This window comes from Paenibacillus sp. 8b26, from assembly GCF_050626875.1.
Lineage (GTDB): Bacteria > Bacillota > Bacilli > Paenibacillales > Paenibacillaceae > Paenibacillus.
In genome coordinates, this window is sequence record NZ_CP192445.1 from 494,129 (window position 1) to 519,908 (window position 25,780).

The following is a 25,780-nucleotide window of genomic DNA, read 5'->3' on the forward strand; positions in this document are numbered from 1 at the left end:
GCAATGCGGCTTCATCGAAGCCTTGCTCTCTATACAGCATCACCGACTGGTTGAAATAATGCGGCTCTGCTAAGAATTGTCCAAAGAACCATTGCTGAATCGGGGTCAGCTTGACCGCTCCCGAAACCGCACGCTGATCGGCTGTACGGCTGACCTTGTGGACATGACCACTCAGCAGCGATACGGAAGGATATTGGAACAAATCCTTCATTTCCAGCTTGTAGCCCGCTTGCAGCAAACGGGAGGATACCTGGATCGCCTTGATCGAATCTCCACCCAGATCAAAGAAATTATCCAAAATCCCGACTCTCTTTGCCCCTAATACGGCCTGCCAAATGGAAACCAAAGTCTGCTCCAGCGCTGTACGCGGCTCTACATAATTCGCCCCGCTTTGCAGGCTGCCTTCCGGTGCCGGCAGTGCCTTGCGATCGATTTTACCGTTCGGTGTCAGTGGCATCTGCTCCATCTGGATGAAATACGAAGGCACCATGTAGTTTGGAAGCTCCGCGCCCAGTAAGCTGCGCAGCTCTCCTGCGTTCACGTCCCGTTCGGCAACATAGTACGCCACCAGTTGGTTTTGCCCCTGCTCGTCCGCCTGGGCCAGTACGATGACCTCTTGTACGTCTTCCACTTTCAGAATTTGTGCCTCAACCTCGCCCAGCTCGATCCGGTAGCCCCGGATTTTCACCTGATGGTCGATCCGGCCTAAATATTCGATATTGCCATCCGGCATCCATCTCGCCAAATCGCCTGTACGGTACATCCGTTCATAGCCTGCTTCGCCAGCCGCAAATGGATTCGGTACAAATTTCTCAGCCGTCAGCTCTGGACGATCCAGATAACCACGGGCCAGACCCGGACCAGATACGCACAGCTCACCCGCTACGCCTACTGGCGCCAGATGTCCATGCGCATCTACCATGTATACCCGGTGATTCGGCACAGGGCGTCCGATGGAAATCAGTTGCCCTGCTCTCTCGTCTTCGGATACCGGCCAGATCGACGTCGCTACCGAGTTTTCCGTTGGACCGTAGCCGTTGTAGTACGCCACCTGGTCCTTCCACTTATATACCAGCTCTGTTGATGACGCTGAACCGGCAGTGAACAAAATACGCAGGTTTGGCATCCGTTCCGGCTCCAGATACACCGCATAGGTCGGCGGTAAGGCTGCCACGGTAATTTGATGATCCGCCATATATTGCTCAAACCGCTCGTAGTTCAAAATCGTCTCTGACGTTGGCACATACAACGTAGCTCCGCAGAACAGCGCCTGGAAGATTTCCCAGCAAGCCGCATCAAACGAATAGCTGGCGAACAACAACGCATGATCCGACGTGCTGATCCGAAGTGTCTGATCAAAATACGTTTTCAGATTGCACAGCCCGTGATGCTCCAGCATAACGCCCTTCGGTTGACCCGTCGTACCCGACGTATAAATCACATACGCCAGATCGTTTGGACCGGACAACGGCTCCAGATTGGAACCATCCTCGTGATACAGACCCTGTGCTCCATCCAGCACCAGCATGTTGCCGTCAAAGGTTACTTTGTCCACCAGATGGCTTTGCGTCAACAACAGCTCTGCCCCTGAGTCGTCCAGCATGTAGCGGATACGCTCCTCTGGATACGTCGGATCGATTGGTACATATGCACCCCCGGCTTTCAAAATCCCGAAGATGCCCACAATCATGTCTACCGAACGCTCGGTCATCAGACCCACTAGACGATCCTTCGTCACGCCTTGACTGCGCAAGGTACGAGCCAGACGATTCGCACGTTCATTCAGCTCGCGATAGGTCAACTGCTCTCCTTCAAAGAACAACGCTGCCTGCTCCGGTGTCTGCGCTGTTTGTGTCTCGAACAAGCCATGGATTGTCTGCTCGCTTGGATACTCGGCGGCAGTATCTCCCCATACGCCCAGAATTTGCTCTCGTTCCTGCGCACTTAACATATCCAGCTCTTGCACCCGAATGTCCGGCTTCTCCGTCACTTGCTCCAGCAGCTGTACCAGATGACCTCGAATTTGTTCTACACTTTCACGTTCAAATGCCAGTGCATTATAGCCAAAGCTCATGTGAATAGTGTTCCCTGGCAGCACCACCAGGTTAAAGTCATAGTTGGTCTGCTCGACAGACTCAACGCCTGTGATGCTGAAGCTGGACCCATCACCGTTACCTAATTGCTCAATTTGTTCCTCTACCGGATAGTTCTCAAAAATAAGAATATGATTAATCAAATCCTGCTTAAGCTCCGACAACCCCTGAATTTCATACAACGGGTACGTATCATAGGCATGGGAAGCAATCGATTGCTCCTGGGTTTGCTTCATCACGTCTGAGAATAAGCTATCCACATGACTGCTGATGCGTACAGGAATCGTATTGATAAACAAACCAATGATGTGCTCCACATTTGGAATTTCTGCCGGACGTCCAGATACCACGCTGCCAAACACCACATCATCTGTGCCATTATATTTTTGCAGCAAAATGCCCCAAACGGTCTGCATCAACGTATTGATGGTTACCTGATAACGCTTGGCTATTCGCTGAATGCTTGCCGTTAGATCTGCACCCAAGTCAAAATCCAGACGCTCCGCCTGATATCCCGTTTTGCCCTGGATCTTAGCCGCCTGTGGCAAGCGGGACTGTTCCTCATACGCTTCCAGAACCTTGCTCCAGTAACTGGATGCGGCCTGACGATCCTGCTGCTCCAGCCATTCAATATATTGACTGTACGGCGTTATAGGTGCCAGCTCAGGCTGCTTATGGGCCAGTATCGCAAAATAGCTCGCAAATACTTCGTTTGTCACCAGTGACAAGCACCAGCCGTCCATCACGATATGATGGAAGCTCCATACAAAACGGTACAAATCCTCACCTGTGCGCAAAACAGCGACACGCATCAAAGCATCTTGCGCCAGATCAAAGCCTCTCTGTTTGTCTTTACGCGTATATTCGAGGATGTACTCGTTTTGCTTCTCTTCCTCCACATCGCGCAGGTCCTCTACATATAGTTCACTGCGCTTATTGCGGTACACGACCTGAAGCGGTTCATCCTTCCAGCCACTGTAGAAGTTCGTGCGCAGTGCTGTATGCCGCTGTACCAATACATCCATGCTTGCTGCAAAAGCAGCGATATTAAAATGTCCTTGCAGATCAAAGGTTGCCTGCTCAAAATAAGCTCCCGATTGCGAATCCATAAGATTGTAAAAGAGCATACCCTTCTGCATCGGCGTCAGTGCGTATACATTTTCCAGCTCACCTGTACGTGCAGCCTGTTCCGCAATTTGTTCCAGCTCTCCAGTCGTCAGACCTTTGAAAGACACGTCACTCGGCGTCAGTTCCGGCTGTTCCAGAGCGACGCAATGCGTAATCACCTCTTGCAAAGCGGATTGCAATAGTCCCGCTACACGTTTCAGCGTTTCTTTGCGATACTGCTTACGGCTGTAAGCGATCGTCAATCGCAGCATACCTTCCGAGATCATCGCGTTCAAATCCAGCGTGTACAGTAACGGTGAATGTGTATCATCTGTCTCCCCTGCACCGTAGGACGACAACGTAATTCCACTGTTTTGCAGATCCTGATCGACCTGACCCAAATAGTTAAAGCTGATTTCCGGTTCTGCTGCAATTGTACGCGCTTCATCCGATGCGGACGCATGGGACAAGTAGCGCCACGTTCCATACGTCAGCCCTTTATGCGGAATCTGGCGGAGGCCTTCCTTCGTGTCTTTAATCCGCTCTGCCAGCGTCAGATTAGCACCCGTGTCCAGCAGCACCGGATACAAGCTCGTAAACCAGCCTACCGTACGTGTAATATCCACCTCTGGCAGGATCGCTTCCCGGCCATGTCCCTCCAGATTCACCAGCACATGTCCTGCACCTGTCCAATTATGCATCGCCAATCCTAACGCGGTCAGCAGCAAATCATTGACCTCGGTGTTGTAGGCGCGATGTGCCTGCTTCAACAACTGCTGGGTTTCAGCTTCGGTCCATTCCACCGTCAGCACTTCGCTGTCTGCATTCAAGGAGCCCTCATAGGCAAAATCCTTAGGCAGTGGCGCAGCAGCAGCTTTGGCCTGCTCCAGCTGCTGCCAGTAGACTTCATCCGATGCAGCCTCAGGGCGGTTGGCATAAGACGACAACTCCCGTGCCCATGTTTGGAAGGAATCCGTTTTATATGGCAAACGTACAGACTCACCTTTTAACGCTTGCTCGTAGCCTGTAGAGAAATCTTCAAACAGAATCCGCCACGACACCCCGTCCATCACCAAATGGTGAATGGCTATGAGCAAATGATCGCCCTCTGCTGTGCGGAACAATCCCAGTTTCACGAGAGGTCCTTCGGACAGATAAATGCTGCTTTGAATTTCAGTTGCCTTCGCTTCCAACGCTTCCGCATAGGTTGCCTGTTCACGGTAATCCACCGTTTCCAGCGTATACAATGCGCCTTCATCTACACCGCGTGTCCAAGCCGTGAAACCGGATGAAGCCTGACGGAAAACCGTACGAAGCGCATCATGATGCTTCACGATATGATCCATTGCCTGGCGAACCGCTGTCTCATCAAAGCCCTCGGCGCTATAGAGCATGACCGCCTGATTAAAGTGCTGCGGAAGCTCGCGCTCCTGTGCAAAGAACCAGTGCTGGATCGGAAGCAAAGCGGTTTCCCCGCTCACTTCTCCTTGATCTGCAATACGGCTCACCTCTTGCATATGCGGTGCCAGTGTTGCGACTGTTGGATACTGGAACAAATACTTCATGTCCAGCTTGTAGCCTGCCTGGAACGCACGGGATGCGATTTGAATTGCCTTGATTGAATCGCCGCCCAGATCAAAGAAATTGTCCAGAATACCGACGGTTTGCACGCCCAGTACTGACTGCCAGACTGCCACGAGTGCCCGTTCCTGTGCGGTGCGCGGCTCTTCATAATCCGCCCCGCTTTGCAGACTGCCTTCCGGTGCTGGCAGTGCCTTGCGGTCGATTTTACCATTCGGGCTCAGCGGCATCTGCTCCAGCTGTACAAAGTACGATGGCACCATATAGCTTGGCAGCTCCCGCCCCAGCTCACTTCTCAGCTCGCTGGCTCCGAGCTCTTGTCCGGCGACGTAGTACGCTACCATTTGTTTTTGGCCTGTTTCATCTGCACGAGCCATGACGACCGCTTCTCGTACCGACTCCACCTTCAGCAGCTGCGATTCGACCTCGCCCAGCTCGATCCGGTACCCCCGGATTTTCACCTGATGGTCGATCCGTCCCAAATATTCGATGTTGCCGTCCGGCATCCATCTCGCCAAATCGCCCGTGCGGTACATCCGCTCATATCCTGCTTCGCCACCGGCAAACGGATCGGCAACGAATTTCTCTGCCGTCAGCTCCGGACGGTTCAGATAGCCTCGTGCTACGCCTACACCACCGATGCACAGTTCCCCTGCTACCCCAATCGGCTGCAATTGCTCCGTGCCTTCCTTGACGATGTACAGACGGATGTTCTGAATCGGTTTCCCGATCGGAATGACGGCATATTCCTCCGTCGGCTCGCAATCAAAGTACGAGACGTCCACCGTCGCTTCGGTTGGGCCATACAGGTTGATCAGCTTCGCTCCAGCGATTCCTGACACGAGCCGTTGGAAACGTGCTACATGCTGTGGCGGCAACGCTTCTCCGCTGGCAAATACGTGTCTTAACGTTCCCAGCCTCGCTTGCATCGTTTCCTGCGGCTGCTGCTCCACATACTCCAGGAACGCATGCAGCATGGCAGGCACAAAGTGCATCGTGCTTACGCCATCGCGGGCAATCGTTTCGACGATGTCCTCCGGATTCTTTTCCCCGCCAACCGACAACAGACTCACCTTTGAGCCAACCATCGACCACCAGAACAGTTCCCACACCGACACGTCGAAGGTGAAGGCAGTCTTTTGCAGGATCGTATCCTCTGCACTCAAGCCGTAACGGTCGTGCATCCACAAAATCCGGTTCAGCACGGAATGATGCTCGACCATAACGCCCTTCGGTTTTCCAGTCGAGCCGGAGGTGTAGATAACGTAGGCTACATGACGCGGACCAGCCAGTGGCTCCAGATTCGAGCCGTCTTCGTGGTACATGTCCTTGCCACCCAGCACCGGACGATCCAGCACCAGCACCTTGCCGTCGAAGCTCAGCGACGCCTGATCGGCCAAATGCGATTGCGTCAGCACCAGCTTCGCTCCCGAGTCCTCCAGCATAAAGCGAATGCGGTCCGCCGGATATTCCGGGTCAATTGGTACATATGCGCCGCCTGCCTTGAGGATCGCATAGATGCCCACGATCATTTCCAGCGAGCGGTGTACCAGAATGCCCACCGGCTGATCCGGTTCAACGCCTTCCGCACGCAGGGTACGTGCAAGACGGTTGGCCCGCTCGTTCAGTTCACCGTAGGTCAACGTCTCTGCTCCAAACAGCACCGCCACCTGATCCGGTGTTCGTGCCGCCTGTTCCTCGAACAGTGCACTTAACGTCTGATCCTGCGGATAAGCTGCCGCCGTAGCTCCCCAAACCTGAACAATCTGCGCTTGTTCTTCCGGTGTTACCAATTCCAGCTGATTCACACAGATATGCGGATTGTCTACAATTTGCCCGATGACATGGTCGATATGGCCTTGGATACGATCCATAGCAAACCGGTTATACACAAGAGCATTGTATTCAAACAGGATGGAGATATCCTCATCGGGCACCACAATCAGGTTAAAATCGTAGTTGGTTTGCTCTGCAAGTGCCACATTGGCAATAGAGAAGCCAGTCTGTGCGCCTGTCTCGCCGGAACTGCCCACCTGCTTCATTTGCTGCCCGATCGGATAGTTTTCAAAGATCATAATATGATTAATCAGGTCTTGCTTTTGTTCAGTCAGCGCCTGCATTTCATACAACGGGAAGGTGTCATACGCACTGGAGGCCAAAGCCTGCTCCTGTGTCCGATGCAATATTTCAGCAAACGTAGCATTCTGCTCACTGCTAATGCGAACCGGAATCGTATTGATGAACAGACCGATCATGTCCTCCACACCCGGAATGTCTGCCGGACGTCCGGATACAACACTACCAAACACGACATCCTGATTATTATTGTATTTTTGTAAAATAACTCCCCAAACGCTTTGCAGCAATGTATTAATCGTTACCTGCTGCTGCTTGGCAATGCGGTTTAACGCCGCGCTCCGTTCTTTACCCAGTACAAATGACAGCTTTTCCGAAACATAACCGGAATTTGAAGCCGTACCGCTTCCTTCTTTATCTTCAACCCGTGCCATTACGGAAGCCTGTGCGTGCTCGTCAGGCAGCAAGGTCTGCTGCTCGAAGCCAGCCAAATAGTCGCTCCAGTAGCGGGTCGCTTCCTGCGTATCCTGCCGTTCCAGCCATTCAATATACTCACTATACGGCTTGATAGGTGCGAGCTCTGGCTGTTTGTGCTCCAGCAGGGCAAAATATGCACCAAACACTTCGTCCGTCACCAGTGACAGGCACCAGCCGTCCATCACCATATGATGGAAGCTCCATACAAAACGGTACGAGCTATCACCCGTGCGGAAGACGGTTACGCGCATAAGCGCGTCCTTGCCTAAATCAAAGTTTTGCTCTTTATCCAGGGCCACGAATTGATCTACAGCGTCTTCACGACCTCTGACATCCTCATAGCGGAAGCCCGGATTTTTATAACGATAGACGACCTGTAACGGTTGACCATGCCAGCCGCTGTAGAAATTCGTCCGGAATATAGCATGTCGGCTAACCAGCAGCTTCAGGCTTTCATCGAATACGGTCGGCTCAAAATGTCCCTCAAGGTCAAAGGTCGCCTGTTCAAAATACACTCCTGATTCTGGGTTCATCAGACTATGGAACAGCATACCCTTCTGCATCGGCGTTAACGGATACACATTCTCCAATTCCCCAACCGTCTGTGTCTGCTCAACAATCGTGTCTAATTGCTCCAGCGTCAGACCCTTTAACAGTACATCGCTTGGAGTCAATTCTGACTGCTTCCGTATGACACAATGCTCGATCATTTCAAGCAGGTTGGCTTTCAGCAGGTCAGCCAGCATTTGGATGGTGTCCTTGCGGAAGGCCTTACCGTTATACCGAATATCCAGCTCCAGTATGCCGTTCGTGACGATCCCGCCCACATCGAGCGCGTATTTCATCTTCGTTCGGTCACTAACAGCCAAACCAATTGGGTAAGGAGACATCTGAATATCGCTGTTTTGCAAATCCTGATCAAATTGTCCGAGATAGTTAAAGCTCACTTGCGGCTCGGCGTAGCCTCCATCTGTCTGGCCCGTATGCAAAGCGTCTTCTTTATGAGCAGTTCCCTGGCCAGCTTCACTCAGATGTCTCCAAATACCATAGCCAATTCCTTTATTCGGAATCTGACGCAGGCTCTCTTTGACCTGTTTGATGCGTCCCGACAAATCATGATCACGACCGATGTCCAGCAATACCGGATATTGACTCGTAAACCAGCCTACAGTACGTGAAATGTCCGTATCCGGCAAAATGTCCTCACGTCCGTGCCCCTCCAAATTGATCAGGCTACGTTCATGACCCGTCCATGTGTACAGCATCATGCCCAATGCAGCCAGAAGCAGATCGTTCACTTCCGTGTTATATGCGCGGTGCGCCTGCTTCAATAGCCATTCTGTCTCTTCCTCCGTAAGCTTGATGACCACTGTATCCGTGTCAGCCAACGTAAATTCGCCATCCTGCGCTTGATCCTCAGGCAACCGTACTTGATCCACCAAAGCAGATGCGTTCAGTTGCTCCCAATAGGCGCGTTCACTTTCCATTACCGCGCTATCCGCATAGGTGGAAAGTCGCTCAGACCAGGAACGGAAGGAATCCGTTTTGTCAGGTAATTGGAGTGCTTCTCCATTTACTGCCTGTTCATAGGCTGTAGCCAAATCCTCAAACAAAATGCGCCACGATACCCCGTCCACCACCAAATGGTGAATCGCCATTAGCAGATGATCCCCATCTGCACAGTGGAACAAACCAGCTTTAAACAGCGGCCCTTCATGCAGATGAATACTGCTTTGAATTTCACTGGCTTTCGCCTCAATCGCTGCGCTGAGCACGGCTTCATCCGTCAAATCCCTAAAGTCCAGCACGTCCAGGTGGTACAGCTCGCCTTCCTGCAATCCGCGGTTCCATGCTTCATAGCCTTGCTCTGTCTTGCTGAACACCATCCGTAGTGCATCATGGTGCTCCGCCAGCTTGATGAGCGCCTGACGCAGAGCGGATTCGTCAAAGCCCTGCTTCCGGTGCAGCATAACCGCCTGATTAAAGTGATGCGCGTCCACCTGCTCCTGCTCCGCAAACCAGTATTGAATCGGCGTCAGCACCACTTTCCCTGTGACTTCGCCTTGCTCGGCCGTTCTCTTGCCCGCTAAACGCAGATGCGGAGCCAGCTCCTTCACGCTTGGATATTTGAACAAGTCCTTCATGTTCAGCTTATAGCCTGCCTGGAACGCACGGGATACGATTTGAATCGCCTTGATCGAATCGCCGCCCAGATCAAAGAAATTGTCCAAAATACCGACGGTTTGCACGCCCAGGACGGACTGCCAGACTGCTACAAGTGTCCGTTCCGGCGCGGTGCGCGGCTCTACATAATCCGCTCCGCTTTGCAGACTGCCTTCCGGTGCCGGCAGTGCCTTGCGGTCGATTTTACCGTTCGGTGTCAGTGGCATCTGCTCCAACTGAACGAAGTATGAAGGCACCATATAACTTGGCAGCTCCCGCCCCAGTTCACTTCTCAGCTCGCTGGATCCGAGTTCTTGCTCCGCAATATAGTATGCCACCAGTTGGTATTGGCCTGTTTCGTCCGCACGAGCCATGACTATGGCTTCTCGTACCGACTCCACCTTCAGCAATTGCGATTCGACCTCGCCCAGCTCAATCCGGTACCCCCGGATTTTCACCTGATAGTCGATCCGGCCCAGATATTCGATGTTGCCGTCTGCCATCCATCTCGCCAAGTCGCCCGTGCGATACATCCGCTCATAGCCTGCTTTCCCGCCTGCAAACGGATTGTTCACAAATTTCTCGGCCGTCAGTTCTTCGCGATTCCAATACCCACGTGCCAAGCCTTCTCCTGCAATACATAACTCGCCCGGTACACCGATTGGCTGTAATCCATCATTCGCATTCAGGATATACATTTCCGTATTAGCGATAGGACGTCCGATATTAATTTGATTGGCATGGGTCAGTTCTTGTACCGTCGACCAAACCGTCGTTTCTGTAGGTCCGTACATGTTATAAATGCGGAGACCGTTCATTTCTTGCAGTGCTGCCAGCAGCTTGGACGGAAGTGCTTCACCCCCGACCATTATTTCCTTCACGCTTCGCAGCGCACGGGAACCTGCTTCATGACCCAACAGCATTTGTACCCGGGATGGTGTCATTTGCAACATATCAATATGATGATGAACGATCAACTCACCCAGCGCCTGAGGATCAACCTGATGCTGGCTGTCGCCAAGCACAACAGTCATTCCACCCAACAGTGGCAGGATGGTTTCCAATACGAAAATATCGAATGAAATTGTCGTGAGTGACAAAATGGTTTTGCCCGCTTCAAAGTCGATTATTTCGCGCATCCCTGTAATAAAGTTGAGTACCGAGCCATGCTGGAGCATAACTCCTTTCGGATTTCCAGTCGATCCAGAGGTATAGATGACGTAAGCCAAATGCTCTGGGCGGACGATCGTCTCCAGGTTGCCGCGCTCTCCCTGATACAATTCTGTATCCTCAAGAAACATTGTATTGGCGTTGCAATGGTGCTCTTCCACCAGATCACGACTGGTCAGAAGCACTGCGGCCTTACTGTCTCCCAGCATGTATTCAATACGAGATGACGGAAATTCAGGATCAATCGGCACATAAGCACCGCCTGCTTTTAGAACAGCAAGGAGACCTGCGATCATTTCCACTGAGCGCTGCACCATCAGGCCGACCAGCTTGTCAGGTCCTACTCCCTGCGCTTGAAGCATTCGTGCCAATGAGTTAGCCCGTTCATTCAGCTCCCGATAAGTCAGACTCTGATTTCCAAACACCAATGCCACTTGATCCGGCGTACGCTCCACCTGCTCCTCAAACAGCTGATGGATCGTCTGATGGCGCGGATATACCGCAGCGGTGTCATTAAACGCTTCTGTAATCTGTTGTTTTTCCACCGCTGTGACCAATTCCAGCTCTTCAACGCGAACGTTCGGATGGAGTGAAATTTGCTCCAGCAGACGGACAAAATGTCCATGCAGACGCTCAATGCCTATTTGATCAAAGCAGAGCGCGTTATACATAAAACGAATCTTTATACCTTCTCCCGGCATAACGGCTACGTTCAGATCGTAGTTGGTCTCCTCTGTAGTCACTACGTTCGAAATCGTAAATTTATCGTGTCCATCGCTTCCCAGCTGCTCTACCTGCTGCTCCACCGGATAATTTTCAAATATCATTATATGGTTGATCAAATCCTGCTTCTGTTCGGTCAGCGCCTGAATTTCATACAACGGGAATGCGTCGTAGCTATTAGAGGCCAGCGCCTGCCGCTGTGTTCGTTTCATCAGTTCGACAAAGGCCTCACCCTTTTCAGACTGAATGCGCACTGGAATCGTATTTATGAACAACCCAATCATGCGCTCCACACCCATAATATCGGCTGGACGACCGGATACAACACTACCGAATACAACATCCGAACTGTTGTTATATTTTTGCAACAGCACGCCCCATACCGTCTGAATCAATGTGTTGATCGTCACCTGATTTTGCTTCGCCACCCGTTCGATCTGAGCGACCAGTTCCGGCTGGAATTCGCATTCCAGTTCTCCGGCCACATAGTCCCCGACTTGTGCGGATTTAGGCTGTGTTTTTTGCTGCGGAAGCGTAATTTGCTGCTCATAGTCTGCCAGATACCCGCTCCAGTATTGCAGGGCCGCTTCACGATCCTGACGCTCCAGCCATTCAATAAAACGACTGAATGGCGTGACCTGCTCAAGCACCGGCTCCTGACCCGCACGAAGTGCCTGATAGCTGCCAAATACCTCCTGTATCATAAAGGACAAGCACCAGCCATCCATCAAAATGTGATGGAAGCTCCAAACAAAGTGGTACGTTTCATCCCCCGTTTGCAAAATGGAGATACGATTGAGTGCATCCTCTGCCAGATGGAATCCTTTGGCTTTATCTGCAAGGACAAAAGCCTCAACCTGAGCTTCACGTTCCTCTTTTTCTAGTCCGCGCAAGTCTTCGTAGTACAATCCTCCGCTGCGGTTGCGGAAGACGACCTGTACAGGCTCATCTTTCCATGAATTGATAAAGTTCGTCCGTAGGGCCTCATGACGTTGTACAAGCAGATCCAGGCTTTTGCCGAAAGTGACCACATCAAAACGTCCGTTCAACTCAAAGGTGGCCTGCTCAAAATAAGCCGCCGAATCCTCGTCCATCATGCTGTAGAAGAGCATACCCTTTTGCATTGGCGTTAAGGCATACACATTTTCCAGCTCACCCATATCTCGCGTATCTTCCACCAGCTGCTCCAGCTCGTCCAGCGTTACGTTATTTAGCAGGACATCACTTGGTGTCAATACCGTTCTTTCCTGGGCGACGCAATGGCTAATCACCTCACGCAAGCCCGAAGCAAGCAGCTCTCCAAGCTGTGCAATCGTTTCGTGACGGAATTGCGTTGTGCCGTAACGAATCGTGAAGATCAGCTCGCCGCCCTCGATCACTCCATTGATATCCAGCGCAAAATCCATAGCCGCGTTTGTGCTGACAGGCACACCCATAGAATAGGAGGAAGGCTCCAGATCGTTGCCTTTATAATCCTGATCAAACTGGCCCAGATAGTTAAAGTTGATTTCTGGGGTCAACTGAAGCTGTACGCCTGCTCGCGCGAAAGCCTCAGTATTTGACAGGTATCGCAAAATACCATAGCCAATGCCTTTTTGAGGAATATGGTGCAGCCCTTCCTTCACCCGTTTGATCAAACGGGCGATATTTCCGCCTTGTCCCAGGCTTCCATCCAGTACAACCGGGAATTGGCTCGTAAACCAGCCAACCGTGCGCGTAATATCCACATCAGATAAAATGGATTCCCGTCCATGACCCTCCAGGTTGACCAGCACTCGTTCAGAACCGGACCAGTCATATACGGCTTTGCCGAGTGCAGCCAGCAACAGGTCATTCATTTCCGTGCTATACGCGCGGTGAGCTTGCTTGAGCAACAAATCGGTTTCCTGCTTCGTCCAGCGGACGGTAACAACCTCACTGTCTCCAAGCAAGGCATGATCGTTGTCATAATCCTTTGGCAACGGCTGCGCCAGACTTGCTTCTGCTTGTTCAATATGCTGCCAGTAAGCAAGCTCCCGCTCCATCGTCGCACTGTTCGCATAGGCTGATTGATGCTCGGCCCATGTCTGGAACGAATCTGTTTTAAGCGGCAATCGAATAGCTTTGCCCGTTTTACCTGCAACAGCCTGCTCATAAGCGGCTGCCAAATCCTCCAGCAAAATGCGCCACGATACACCGTCCACGACCAAATGGTGAATGACGATTAACAAATGATCGCCCTGAGCGCATTGGAACAAACCAAGCTTCACAAGCGGTCCCTCGCTCAAATGAATGCCGGCTTGAATTTCATTCGCCTTGGCTTCCACAGCTGTGGATTCGTCTTCAACCCCACTGAAATCTACAATGTCCAGTGTATATAGCTCGCCTTCCTCCACACTGCGGTTCCAAGCTACGTAACCATGCTCCGTCTCGCGGAATACAGTGCGCAATGCATCATGATGTTGGACCATGCGTTCCATGGTATGACGCAGCGCATCTACGTCAAAGCGCCCGGCTCGATACAGCATCATCGCCTGGTTGCTGTGATGCAGGTCAACCGGCTGCTGCTCAAAGAACCACCGTTGAATTGGTGTCAGATCTACCTCACCGACTACTTCTTCCTGACTGGCGATTTTGCCATCTGTGCGAAGCAAAGGACTAAGGGACGCTACCGTCGGATTACTGAACAGGTCTTTCATGTTCAGTCGATAGCCTGCTTGCAGCAATCGGGACGATACCTGCAAGGCCTTGATCGAATCGCCACCCAGCTCGAAGAAGTTATCCTGCGTGCCTACCGTTTCCACGCCCAGCACCCCGGCCCATACCGAAGCCAATACCTGCTCTACCGTTGTACGCGGTGCTACATAGGCTGCACCTGTATGGATGCTGCCTTCCGGCTCTGGTAAGGCCTTGCGGTCGATTTTGCCGTTGCTCGTCAGCGGTATCGTCTCCAGACGCATCAAGCGTGCTGGCACCATGTGCGCCGGTAGCCCTGCTTCCAGCTCGGCCTGTACCTCCTCGATCCGCAGCTCCGCTTCTCCCGTGATATAGCCGCACAAATACTTGTGCCCACGCTCGTCTGTCCGGTCGATCACGACCGCTTGACGCACACCCGGCACCCGCTGGATCACGGTTTCGATCTCGCCCAGCTCGATCCGGTAGCCCCGGATTTTGACTTGATAGTCCATCCGGCCGATGAAGTCCACATTCCCGTCCGGCATCCACCGCGCCAGGTCTCCGGTGCGATACAATCGTTCACCCGGCACGTACGGATTCGCCACGAATTTCCCGGCCGTCAGGTCGGCACGGTTCAGGTACCCACGTGCTACCCCGGCTCCGCCGATGCATAGCTCGCCCAGTACGCCGATAGGTACCGGATTCAGCTGGCTGTCCACGATATAAAAGCGGGCGTTCAGCCACGCCTGACCAATCGGCACACTACCGCTGCTCGGCAGCTTCGATAGCTCTTCGTCATAGAAACTGGAGTCAATCGCCGCTTCTGTTACGCCGTAGCTGTTAATAATCCGAGTATCTGCACCAAATCGTTCTTGCAGCACCCGGTAATCCGTCACACTGCAGCTATCTGAGCTGGTGATCAGCAGTTCCAGACTGCTCATGTCCAGTCCCTGTTCATACACATGCTGCATGAACGGTACGATCAGGGCCGGTGTCGATTCGAACACCGTAACCTGATAATTGCGAATCCAGCTATACAGACGGCTTGGATCAATCCGGTCATCTTTCGGGCAGATGACCATCGTTCCACCGTTATAGAGCGCCCGTGCGATATCCCCGACGAATACGTCGAAGGAGAAGCTCGCCAGCTGCAACAACCGTACCGGGAACTGGTTTAGATGGTAATCCCGGCGATATGCCGCAGCCGTATTCACCAAGCTCCGATGCTCGATCATGACTCCCTTCGGACGTCCCGTTGTTCCGGAGGTGTAGATCACATACGCCAGATCCTGTGGCTCGTTGATAGGTTCGACATCCGCAATATCCCCGGTGTACAGCGACTCATCGTCCAACGCCAGTACAGTCTGCAAACGCAGTCCTGTTGCTGGTTCGGATGTTGCTTCACTGTCAGATGGCGAATTTAATGTTAAACTCAGGCCTCCATGGAGGGTATCTGATTCCACCGTCTCAGCGCTAACCGCCGTTTCCAGTTGGCCCTCAGACTTCCCTCCGGTCAAGGCCCATTGGCTTTCCTCCAGCCATACCTGCGCACGCTCCTGCAAGCCTGTTTGAGTCAGCAGCACCGTCGCACCGCTGTCCTCCAGCATAAAGCGGATACGCTCTGACGGATAATCGGCATCCAACGGCACATACGCGCCTCCAGCCTTCCATACCGCCAGCACACCGACCAGCATGTCCACCGAACGTTCGCTCAAGATGCCGACAATCGATTCGCGCCCGATGCCTTCATTCCGCAATCTACGGGCCAACTGGTTCGCACGCTCGTTCAGTTCACGGTACGTAAGCTGATTCTCCTCGTACACAACCGCCATGTGATCCGGTACAAGCTGCGCCTGTTCTTCCACATAGGCGTGGAACAACAATTCTACTTCCTTCGCATCACTCCACGCAGACACGCCAACTGAACCAAAACCGTCAATGATCTTCGCTTTTTCCTCAGCAGTCACCAGCTCAAGTTCATCTACCAGCGCATTCGGTCTGTTAATCGCTTCCTCTACGATATGCAGCAAATGATCGCGGATTTGCTCCATAGCTGCGCGTTCAAACACCAGCGCGTTGTATTCCAAATGAACACCGATTTCATCACCCGGCACAATTGTAATGTTAAAATCATAGTTCGTTTGCTCCGACACGGAAGCATTCGCAATCGTAAAGCCGTTCGTGTCACGGTTGCCCATTTGCTCCATGCTCTGTTCCACCGGATAGTTTTCAAACACCATAATATGGTTTACCAAATCCTGCTTCTGCTCTGTCAGGGCCTGAATTTCATACAACGGATAGGTTTCATAGGCACGGGAAGCAAGCGCCTGCTCCTGTGTCTGCTTCATCAGCCCAGCGAACGTAACATCTTCCCCGCTATGGATCCGTACAGGAACCGTATTAATAAACAAACCGATCATTTTATCGATGCCTGGAATATCCGCCGATCTACCGGATACAACACTACCAAATACAACGTCCCGATTATTGTTATACCGTTGCAGCACAACGCCCCATGCTGCTTGCAACAGCGTATTGACCGTCACTTGCTGCTGCTTGACCAGTTGGTTCATCCGTTCCGTCACTTCACGGCTCAGTGTAAACGAAAGCTTGTCAGCCTCATATCCCTTAGCGTGCCCGTCCAGTTGTTTTGCCTGCGGCAATACCGTCTGCTGCTCGAAGCCAGCAAAATAGTCACTCCAGAACCGTTCTGATTCCGCGTTGTCACTCCGTTCCAGCCATTCAATATATTCGCTGTATGGCGTTACTGGTGCAAGCTCCGGCTTCCGGCCTTCAAGCAGGGCAAAATACGTATTGAAGGCTTCCCCGACAACCAGGAACAAGCACCAGCCGTCCATCAAAATATGGTGGAAGCTCCACACAAAACGGTACGATTCCTCGCCTGTACGTAATATAGATACTCTCATCAGCTCGCCTGAGCTGAAATGAAACCCTTCCGCTTTATCTCGCTCAGTAAAATCAGCAATGTACGCGTCCAGTTCTCCTTGCTCCATCGAACGCACGTCTTCAAATCGGAATCCGGCAGCTTTATGACGATACACCACCTGTAAAGGCTGCTCATTCCAGCCGCTATAAAAATTCGTTCTGAAAATTTGATGGCGATTCACCAGCAGATTCAGGCTCTCGGCAAAAGTGTCCACTTGAAAGCTGCCCTGCAGATCAAATGTTGCCTGCTCAAAATACGCCCCGGATTGCGGCTCCATCAAGCCGTGGAACAAGATCCCCTTTTGCATCGGCGTTAGCGAATAAATATTTTCCAGCTCTCCCACAGCAGCGGTTTGCTCTACAATGTGCTCCAGTTCTCCAGCCGTTAGTCCTTGGAAGGACAGATCGCTTGGTGTCAACTCTGGCAGATCTTTGTCCACGCAATGAGCTAATACCTGGCGCAAGCTTTCCTGAAGCAAATCAGCTAGTCTTTTGATTGATTTTTTCATGAACGTTTTGCCGCTGTAGCTGATCGTCAGCTCCAGCGCACCGTCCGTGATCATGCCGTTGATATCAAGGGCATACCGCTTGGTCAACGTGTCACTAATAGAAGCCCCGAGGGAATAAGGAGACATACGGAATGCATTATTTTTCAAATCCTGATCAAATTGTCCGAGATAGTTAAAGCTAATTTCCGGCTCGGCGACAAAAGCTGCCTCCCCTTCTTCAGCAGCAGAAAGATATCTCAAAATCCCGTATCCAATTCCTTTATGCGGCAAACGGCGCAGCCCTTCCTTGACGTTCTTGACACGTCGTCCCACATTCCGATCCTCGCCCATATCCAGCACAACTGGGAATTGGCTGGTAAACCAACCGACCGTACGTGTAATATCCACGTCTGGCAAAATAGCTTCCCGTCCATGACCCTCCAGATTTACAAGCACCTGACTGATGCCTGCCCACTCGTGAACCGCGGTTCCCAGAGCCGTCAGCAATAGATCGTTCGCTTCCGTATTATAGGCACGGTGTGCCTGCTTCAAAAATTGTTCTGTTTCTTCAACTGTCCACGCTACCGTGAGTGTGCGGTCATCGCGGAGACGAGGCTTGGCCTCGGATTTGCGAGTGTAATCCTTGGGCAAAGCTGCTTGAGTAGCCCCAGCTTGCTCCAGCTCTTGCCAGTACGCACGTTCCTTCTGCAATGCTGTGCTGTTCGCATAAGCTGACAGCTGATCAGCCCACAGGCGGAAGGAATCCGTCTTATTCGGCAAACGGACAGACTCGCCCTGTAAAGCTTGCTCATATCCAGTTGCCAAATCCTCCAGCAAAATACGCCAAGATACACCATCCACTACAAAATGGTGGATCGCCACCAACAAATGATCTCCATCAGGGCAACGGAACAGACCCAGCTTTACCAGAGGGCCTTCATCCAGGCGAATGCTGCCTTGAATTTCACTAGCTTTTGCTTCCAGCTCATGTGCAAAATCAGGTTCGTTCGTAAAATCAATCACTTCGAGGCTGAAGAGCTCACCTGCTTGTACGCCACGGTTCCATGCTTCGTACTCGCCGTCTGTATTTTGGCTGAATACGATACGTAGAGCATCATGATGCTCTACTATGCGTTGCAGCGCCTGACGAAGCGCCGTTTCGTCCATACGATCCTCACGATGCAGCATCAATGCCTGATTATAGTGTTCTGGCTTGGCCGGTTGCTGTTCAATAAACCAATACTGAATCGGCGTCAACGCTACCATACCCGTGACTTCCCCTTGGTCTGAGACGCGGCTCACCTGCTGCACCCGTCCATTCAGCTCAGCAATGGTCGGATATTGGAACAGTTCCCTCATTTCCAGTTTATAGCCGTTTTGCAGCAGTCTCGAGGACACCTGAATGGCCTTGATCGAGTCGCCTCCCAGATGGAAAAAGTTATCCAGTACACCGATATGCTCTATGCCCAGTACAGATTGCCATACCGATACCAACGTCCGCTCCACATCGGTTCGCGCTGCTACATAATCCTCGCCGGAATCCACACTTCCCTCCGGCTGTGGCAATGACCGGCGATCCACCTTGCCATTGGGCGTGAGTGGCAATTGCTCCAGCTGTACAAAATACGACGGCACCATGTAGCCCGGCAGCTCCTGGCTCAAAGCGCTACGCAGCTCACTTGCCACAACATCCTCATGGGTTACCACATAAGCGCAGAGCTGCTTTTGCCCCTGCTCATCCTCTCGTGCTATCACGACGGCTTCTCGCACCGCCTCCAGCTTCAACAGCTGTGCCTCCACCTCACCCAGCTCGATCCGGTACCCCCGGATTTTCACTTGGGCGTCGATCCGTCCCTTGTATTCCAGCGTCCCGTCCGCATTCCAGCGCACCAGGTCGCCTGTGCGATAGCAACGTTCTCCACTGCGGAACGGGCTGTCGATGAACTTTCCTGCCGTCAGGTCCGGGTGGTTGCGGTATCCACGGGCCACCCCGTCACCACCGACGATCAGTTCTCCCCATGCTCCTACGGGCTGGAGCTGCATCGAACGGTCCACGACATACGCCGTCGAGTTATGGATCGGGCGGCCAATCGGCACCGATTCTGATTGCACGCCAGTAATCGCATGTGTTGTGGAAAAGGTCGTGTTTTCTGTCGGCCCGTAGCCGTTGATGATCCGCAGGGAAGGATGGGCCTCCAGCACCCGATTAATAGGCGGGACGGACAGCACATCACCGCCGACCAGCAGCTCCCGTACCCCCTCAAACAGTTCCAGGTCCTGCTGGGACAGCTGGTTAAAGAGCGGCGCTGTCAGCCACATCGTGGTAATGCCATGGCTGCGAACAGCTTCCTTGAGCTTTGGCGCGTCCAATATGACATCCTGACTCACCAGTACCAGCTGTCCACCATTCAATAGCGCACCCCAAATTTCGAAGGTGGACGCGTCGAAGACAACAGCCCCGGTCTGCAAAATGCGCGTATTAGCATCCAATTGCGCATAGTTTGTATTTTTCACCAGACGCACGACATTGCGGTGCTCGACCATAACACCTTTTGGCTGGCCAGTAGTTCCTGAAGTGTACATCAAATAGGCGAGTCGATCCCCGAATTTACCCGCTTGTGAAATCTCATTTTTCAGATTTGTATAATGGGTATAATCCGCATGATTAGCTTCGTTTTGTTCCCATTGTACGGTATTTAAGCCTTGGTCAGCCTCTGCCCCGTATACAGTAGCATCGCTCAGATCCAGCACAATTCCGCTGTAGTCATCTGGCTGCTGCTCCGCATGCTGCACCAGCAGCAGCTTCGCACCTGAATCCTCCAGCAGGTAGCGTACACGCTCTGCCGGATAATCCGGGTCAATCGGGACATATGCGCCGCCCGCCTTGAGGATTGCCAACATGCCGACGATCATATCTGTGGAACGCTCAGCGACGATACCAACCGTCCGTTCAACAGTAACACCGTAACCGCGCAGCGTGTGAGCCAGTCTGTTGGCCTGTTCATTCAACTGCCCATAGGTTAAACGACGGTTTCCAAACACAACCGCAGTCTGATCCGGCATACGCTCTGCCTGTTGCTCGAACAGTTCATGAATCCCTGCATCATGTGGATATGGCACTGCTGTAGCATTGAATACATCCACAATTTGCGTCCGCTCCTCGTCACTAATCAGTGACAACTCCTGTATACGCTTCTGCGGACCTTTCACCATATGCTCAGCCACACTCAAGAATTGTCGGATAATTCGGGCAATCTCCTGTTCGCTGAACAGCTCGGTACGATAATCCAGATGCAGTATAAACTTATCGTCATCCAGCATTTCTACCATATGAATATCAAAGTCATTCACCGTATCTCCACAGAAATCGGTAGCTACCTGCTGAACGGCTTCATCAAAGCGAGAGAAGCTCAGCGTACGATACTGAATTGAAACGCCAAAGAGGCGCTGAATATCCAGACTGCTTTGCTGTTCACGCAAATCCTGAATAATTTTGTTGTACGGGTAACGCTGATGCCGCAAAATGGACGACTGCTCCTTGCCCACACCTTGCAGGAAGGTCAGCAGCTCGGATTCCGGCTCAACCAGCAGGCGCGTAGCCACGGTGCTGACGAACATGCCAATCGTATCCTTCTCCTTCTTCGACGTACGGTTAGCGTACAGGGTACCTACGGTTAAATCCTGTTCCCCCGTCACTTTATGTAAATAAATATACAGGGCGGCCAGGAAGAACGTAAAAATACTGATTTTATGCTCCTCGCAAAAAACCGTGACACCACGATACAGTTCATGCTCCAGTGTATAGCTCTCCCGGCGTGCAGCTGTGCTCAGCGTTAGCGGATTGTATGATTTTAAACCTGTCGTCTCTGGCAAATCGGCAAACTTTTCCGTCCAATATGTCTTGTCCTTCTGGTAACGGTCAGATTGCTCATAGCTTTGCTCCACCTGAATGAAATCCAGATATGGATTCGCTTTGGTCGGTGTAGCTTGACCCGTACCATGGACAATATCCATGTAATGCGTGGTAATTTCATTAATGGCCTGATTCATGGATACACCATCTGAAATAATATGGTGCATTGTGAAATTGTACCAGGTTTCTTCTGCCCCCAGCTGCAAAATAACAAATTGGTACAGCTGAGAATCCAGCAATAAAAAGGGCTGTGAATTAAGACGGTTTACTAATAGTTCGGCTTCCTCCGGGGTAACCTGGAGCGTTTCTATGCTTTGAGCGGCAAATGGCTCTACATATTGATATGGAATACCGTCCTCAGCAGTAATTTTGATACGAAAAGAATCGTTTTGCGCAATGACCTTGTTCATCGCCTGCTGCAATGCATCTATACGAACAGTTCCCTTGATTTTAACAGTTGCAATAAGCGTGGACGTATTGCGATTGGGATACAAAAGCTCCGTATACCAAATACGTTGCTGTGGCTGGCTTAATGCAAACAATTGAATATCGTGCTGAGTCATATGTCTCTCTCCTCGCAAAATAGATATTGTTAAAAAGTAACTTCGCGCATTTATGCGGTTTGTTCCTCGGGATGCTTTCGAAACTGAAGCTCATACAGCTTCGCATAATGACCGCCCTTGGCAAGGAGCTGGTCATGGGTACCCTGTTCTTTCAGCTCGCCTTCGGCAAGAACACAGATCGTATCCGCCCGCTCAATTGTAGATAATCGATGGGCAATGACTAATGTCGTACGATCCTTCATCAGCTCATTTAAGCCCTGCTGGACTTCATATTCCGATTCTGCATCCAGCGCCGAGGTCGCTTCATCCAGCAGCAAAATCGGTGCGTTTTTGAGCAAAGCGCGGGCAATCGCGATCCGCTGTCTTTGACCACCGGACAAGTTGGCTCCGCGTTCACCGACAATGGTGTCGTAGCCCTCTGGCAGCTCGGCTATGAAGCCGCTCGCATAGGCTGTTTTGGCCGCAGCCTCTACTTCCTCATCCGTGGCATCCGGTGAGCCAAAGCGGATATTATCCGCTACTGTACCGTGGAACAACGTAGCCTCCTGTGGTACATAGGCCATCAAATCCCTGACCTCATCAAGCCGAAGCTCTCCTGCCGAGCGACCACGGACCCGCAGCACACCTTCATCCGGTGGATAAAAGCCTAGCAGTAGCTTCATGACTGTGCTTTTGCCACCACCACTTGGGCCGACGAGCGCGGTGACCTGCCCTTCCGGCACGACCAGGTTCAGCCTTTGCAGCGTTGGACGGTCCGGTTGATAACCGAAGGTGATGTCATGCAGCTCCAGTGCAGCCGAAACTTGTTCAATGGCGTGGCCTGAGCTCACAGTTTCGACATCACTATGAGATCCCTTAGGTTCACGAACTGATAAAGCTGCCGCCTCCGGACCGCTCAGCCCAGCCTGCGGTCCCTTCTGTTTCAGTGCTGGAAAATGCTCCTCTTCCTTCGACTCATCCAGAATTTCGCGGATACGCGCCAAGCCTGCTAAGGAGTTTTGCAACAGTGATACAGCCGCCCCCAACTGCAAAAACACCGCGGAAATGCCGCCTTGCAGTTGCACAATCTGTCCCAGTACTCCCAGCTCCATCTGCTTCTGTGAAACCAGAATCAGTCCGGCAACAAGCACACCACCCAGCGTAATGAATTCAATTACAAAATTATACATATCCTGCAAGCCCATATGACGTCCCTGCCGGATGCTGATGCGGTTTATATCCTCGCTTGCATCGTTACAAAGTCCGCCTACCTTTGTCCGCAATCCAAACAGCTTCACCGTCTGCAAACCGGAAAGCAGATCACTCAATCGTTCTGTGAATCCGCTCATCCGTCCCTGTAACTCTTCACTCGTCTGTCGCATCTTCTTCGCGAAATGAGAATTTACCCAAGCTGAAGCCAGCCCAAGTAAAACCGCCATAACCCCAAATCGCCAATCCAGCGCCAGCATAATGACCAGCGAACCAAAGAAAAGCGAAACTTCCAGTATAATCGAGCGAATATGAACGGTGTAAGCCTGCTCCAACGTCTTTACATCGTTTGTCATGCGGGATACAAGATCACCCGAATGGCGTTGTTCGGCCTTTTCATATGATAAGTTGACGATATGCCCGAATAGTCTCACCCGTACATTGGCAATCGCCAGCCTCACACACCGCTTATACATGTAGCTGCACAGCGGAGAAATAAGACTTAGTGCCAAAAATGTACCGCTGACCAAATAAATTGCCTGGTAAAGCCCCTGCACTTCCCCATCAACCGCAAAATTCAGCAAATAATGCACCACAAAGGAAAGTAAAATCGTGATGCTCGCATTGGTCAGACTGTTGCCAACCAACCCGATAAAATACCATTTTCGGTACGGCTTCATCAGGGACATCAACTGCTTAAACTCATAAAACCCCTGCTTGAAGGTCACGTTTCTCACTCCTTTCCTCTGGCATCGAATTGCCGTTTTCCATCGTATGCGGTTCTTCTTCGAAATTTTGCAAATACAGCTTTCGATATTCACCGTCGCGACCCAGTAATTCCTCATGCGTGCCCGATTCCACAATGCTCCCCTGATCAAGTACAATAATCCGGTTCGCCTGACGCACGGTTGACAGTCGATGAGCAATCACCAGTACCGTCCGATTATGCATTGCTGCACTCATCGCGATCTGCACCTGAGCCTCCGACTGGCTATCAAGCGCTGAAGTTGGCTCATCCAGTAGAAGCAGCGGAGCATTTTTCAACAATGCTCTTGCTATGGAAATACGCTGCTTTTGTCCACCGGACAATCCTCCTCCCCGCTCGCTCAAAAGGGTTTCATAGCCCTCGGGAAGCTGAACAATAAAATCATGCGCATGCGCCGCTTTCGCCGCCTCGACAATTTCTTCACGGGTCGCCTCCAGACGTCCATATCCGATATTTTCTGCAATCGTGGCTGGAAAAAGCGACGGCTCCTGAGATACTATCGAAATATGGCTGCGCAGGCTTGTTAAATTCCAATCTGTCAAATTTTTTCCAAATAGTTGAACGGTTCCAGCATGCTCTCCCGGTTCATTAAATCCGCAAAGCAGCTTAAAAATCGTGCTTTTGCCGCCACCGCTGCCGCCGACAATCGCTACCGTTTCTCCTTGTCCTACCTGGAAGCTGATATCCTTGAGTACCGTATTCCCTTCGTCGTAGCCAAAGGTCAAATGGTCAAGCCTGACCACAGCAGCGTATCCGTCTCCTTCTGCTCCGTCTGGCTCGCTTTTACTTGCTTGACTAGCTTGGTTGGCCTTCCTTTCTGCATCGTCCTCAAAACGTAGGCCCTCATCTTCTCGGTCATCACTGAGTGAGGTGATTTCACCACCCTGACGTTCATCCGGCCAATCCAATACCTCAAACAAATGCTTCGCCGCTCCCCCCGCTTCCTTCATTTGCGTGATGATCGTCGGCAGCATGGAAACAGGCTGCAATATGAACGAAATCAGATATAAAAATAGGACAATGCCTCCAGCATTCAGCTCTCCTTGTTGAATCAGGTATCCTCCGTACGCAATGACCAAAATAATCGGTGTTGCCAGCATCATCACACCTACCGGAGTAATAGAAGCATAGCGCTTTTCCAACCCCAGGCCGCGCCTGACGACCTCCTCCATAATCACCATATACTTCTTCAATAGCACAGCCTGCATATTGAATGCCTTGACGATAGGAATTCCTCCAATTGCATCCTGTCCGACCGCGTTCAAATGAGCCATTTTCTCCTGAAGCTGCTCGGAATATTTTTCAATCCGCCTGCTCATCAGTGTTGTTATGATCATTCCTACAGGCATAAGCGCAAGACTGGCCAAGATCAGCTTCCAGCTTGTCATTAAAAGCAACGTTAGTGATGCCGTAAACACAAGCGGTAAATAAAACAGATTGGCAAACTGCTCGATAAAAAAATTCTGTAACATCGCCGTATTATTCGTAAGCCGGGATACCAAATCTCCAGTGAACTTCCTCTCCACTCTGGAAACTGGTAAATCGCAAAACTTATGTACGAGGTCGCCTCTCAAATCGCGTAGTGCGCTAACGCTAAATCGCGCCGAAGCGTACCTCATCACAAACTTACAGGGCATTCCAATTAGCGTCATACCAACAACTAGATAGATCATGTTCTGGGTGGAGGAGAAGGTCCCCTCTACCATTTGCTCGATGGCCTTACCCAAAATAATGTCTATGGCTGCCAAACATAAGGAGGCGATCACTGTTATGAAAACCCATAGATTGTACGGTCTTACATAACGCGCGAGTCTTCGAAAAGCAGAATTTGATCGAAACAAGGACATCCCTCTTTTTCGTTGCTCACACTT

At 51.6% G+C, this 25,780-nt stretch carries 3 protein-coding genes (1 of these 3 only partly in view); all 3 read right to left on the reverse strand.

The window, feature by feature from the left end; all coding sequences use genetic code 11:
• Tightly spaced (at most 50 nt apart), the 3 genes in view from ACQ4MX_RS02000 to ACQ4MX_RS02010 form a layout consistent with a single transcriptional unit that may run on beyond the window.
• A protein-coding gene (locus tag ACQ4MX_RS02000) for a non-ribosomal peptide synthase/polyketide synthase (protein WP_431089045.1) crosses the window boundary here: on the reverse strand, positions 1–21,955 show its 5' portion. The gene continues 20,261 nt to the left of window position 1, outside the view; 21,955 of the gene's 42,216 nt are visible here — the first part of the coding sequence; its start codon is at positions 21,953–21,955; the stop codon falls past the left edge of the window.
• A gap of 50 nt (positions 21,956–22,005) precedes the next feature.
• Positions 22,006–23,871, reverse strand: a complete 1,866-nt coding sequence (locus ACQ4MX_RS02005; RefSeq protein ID WP_431089047.1) for an ABC transporter ATP-binding protein — start codon at positions 23,869–23,871, stop codon at positions 22,006–22,008.
• On the reverse strand, positions 23,846–25,750 hold the full coding sequence (locus ACQ4MX_RS02010; protein WP_431089049.1) for an ABC transporter ATP-binding protein: 1,905 nt from the start codon (positions 25,748–25,750) through the stop codon (positions 23,846–23,848). Before ACQ4MX_RS02010 ends, ACQ4MX_RS02005 begins: the two co-directional genes overlap by 26 nt.
• Positions 25,751–25,780 lie beyond the last annotated feature (30 nt).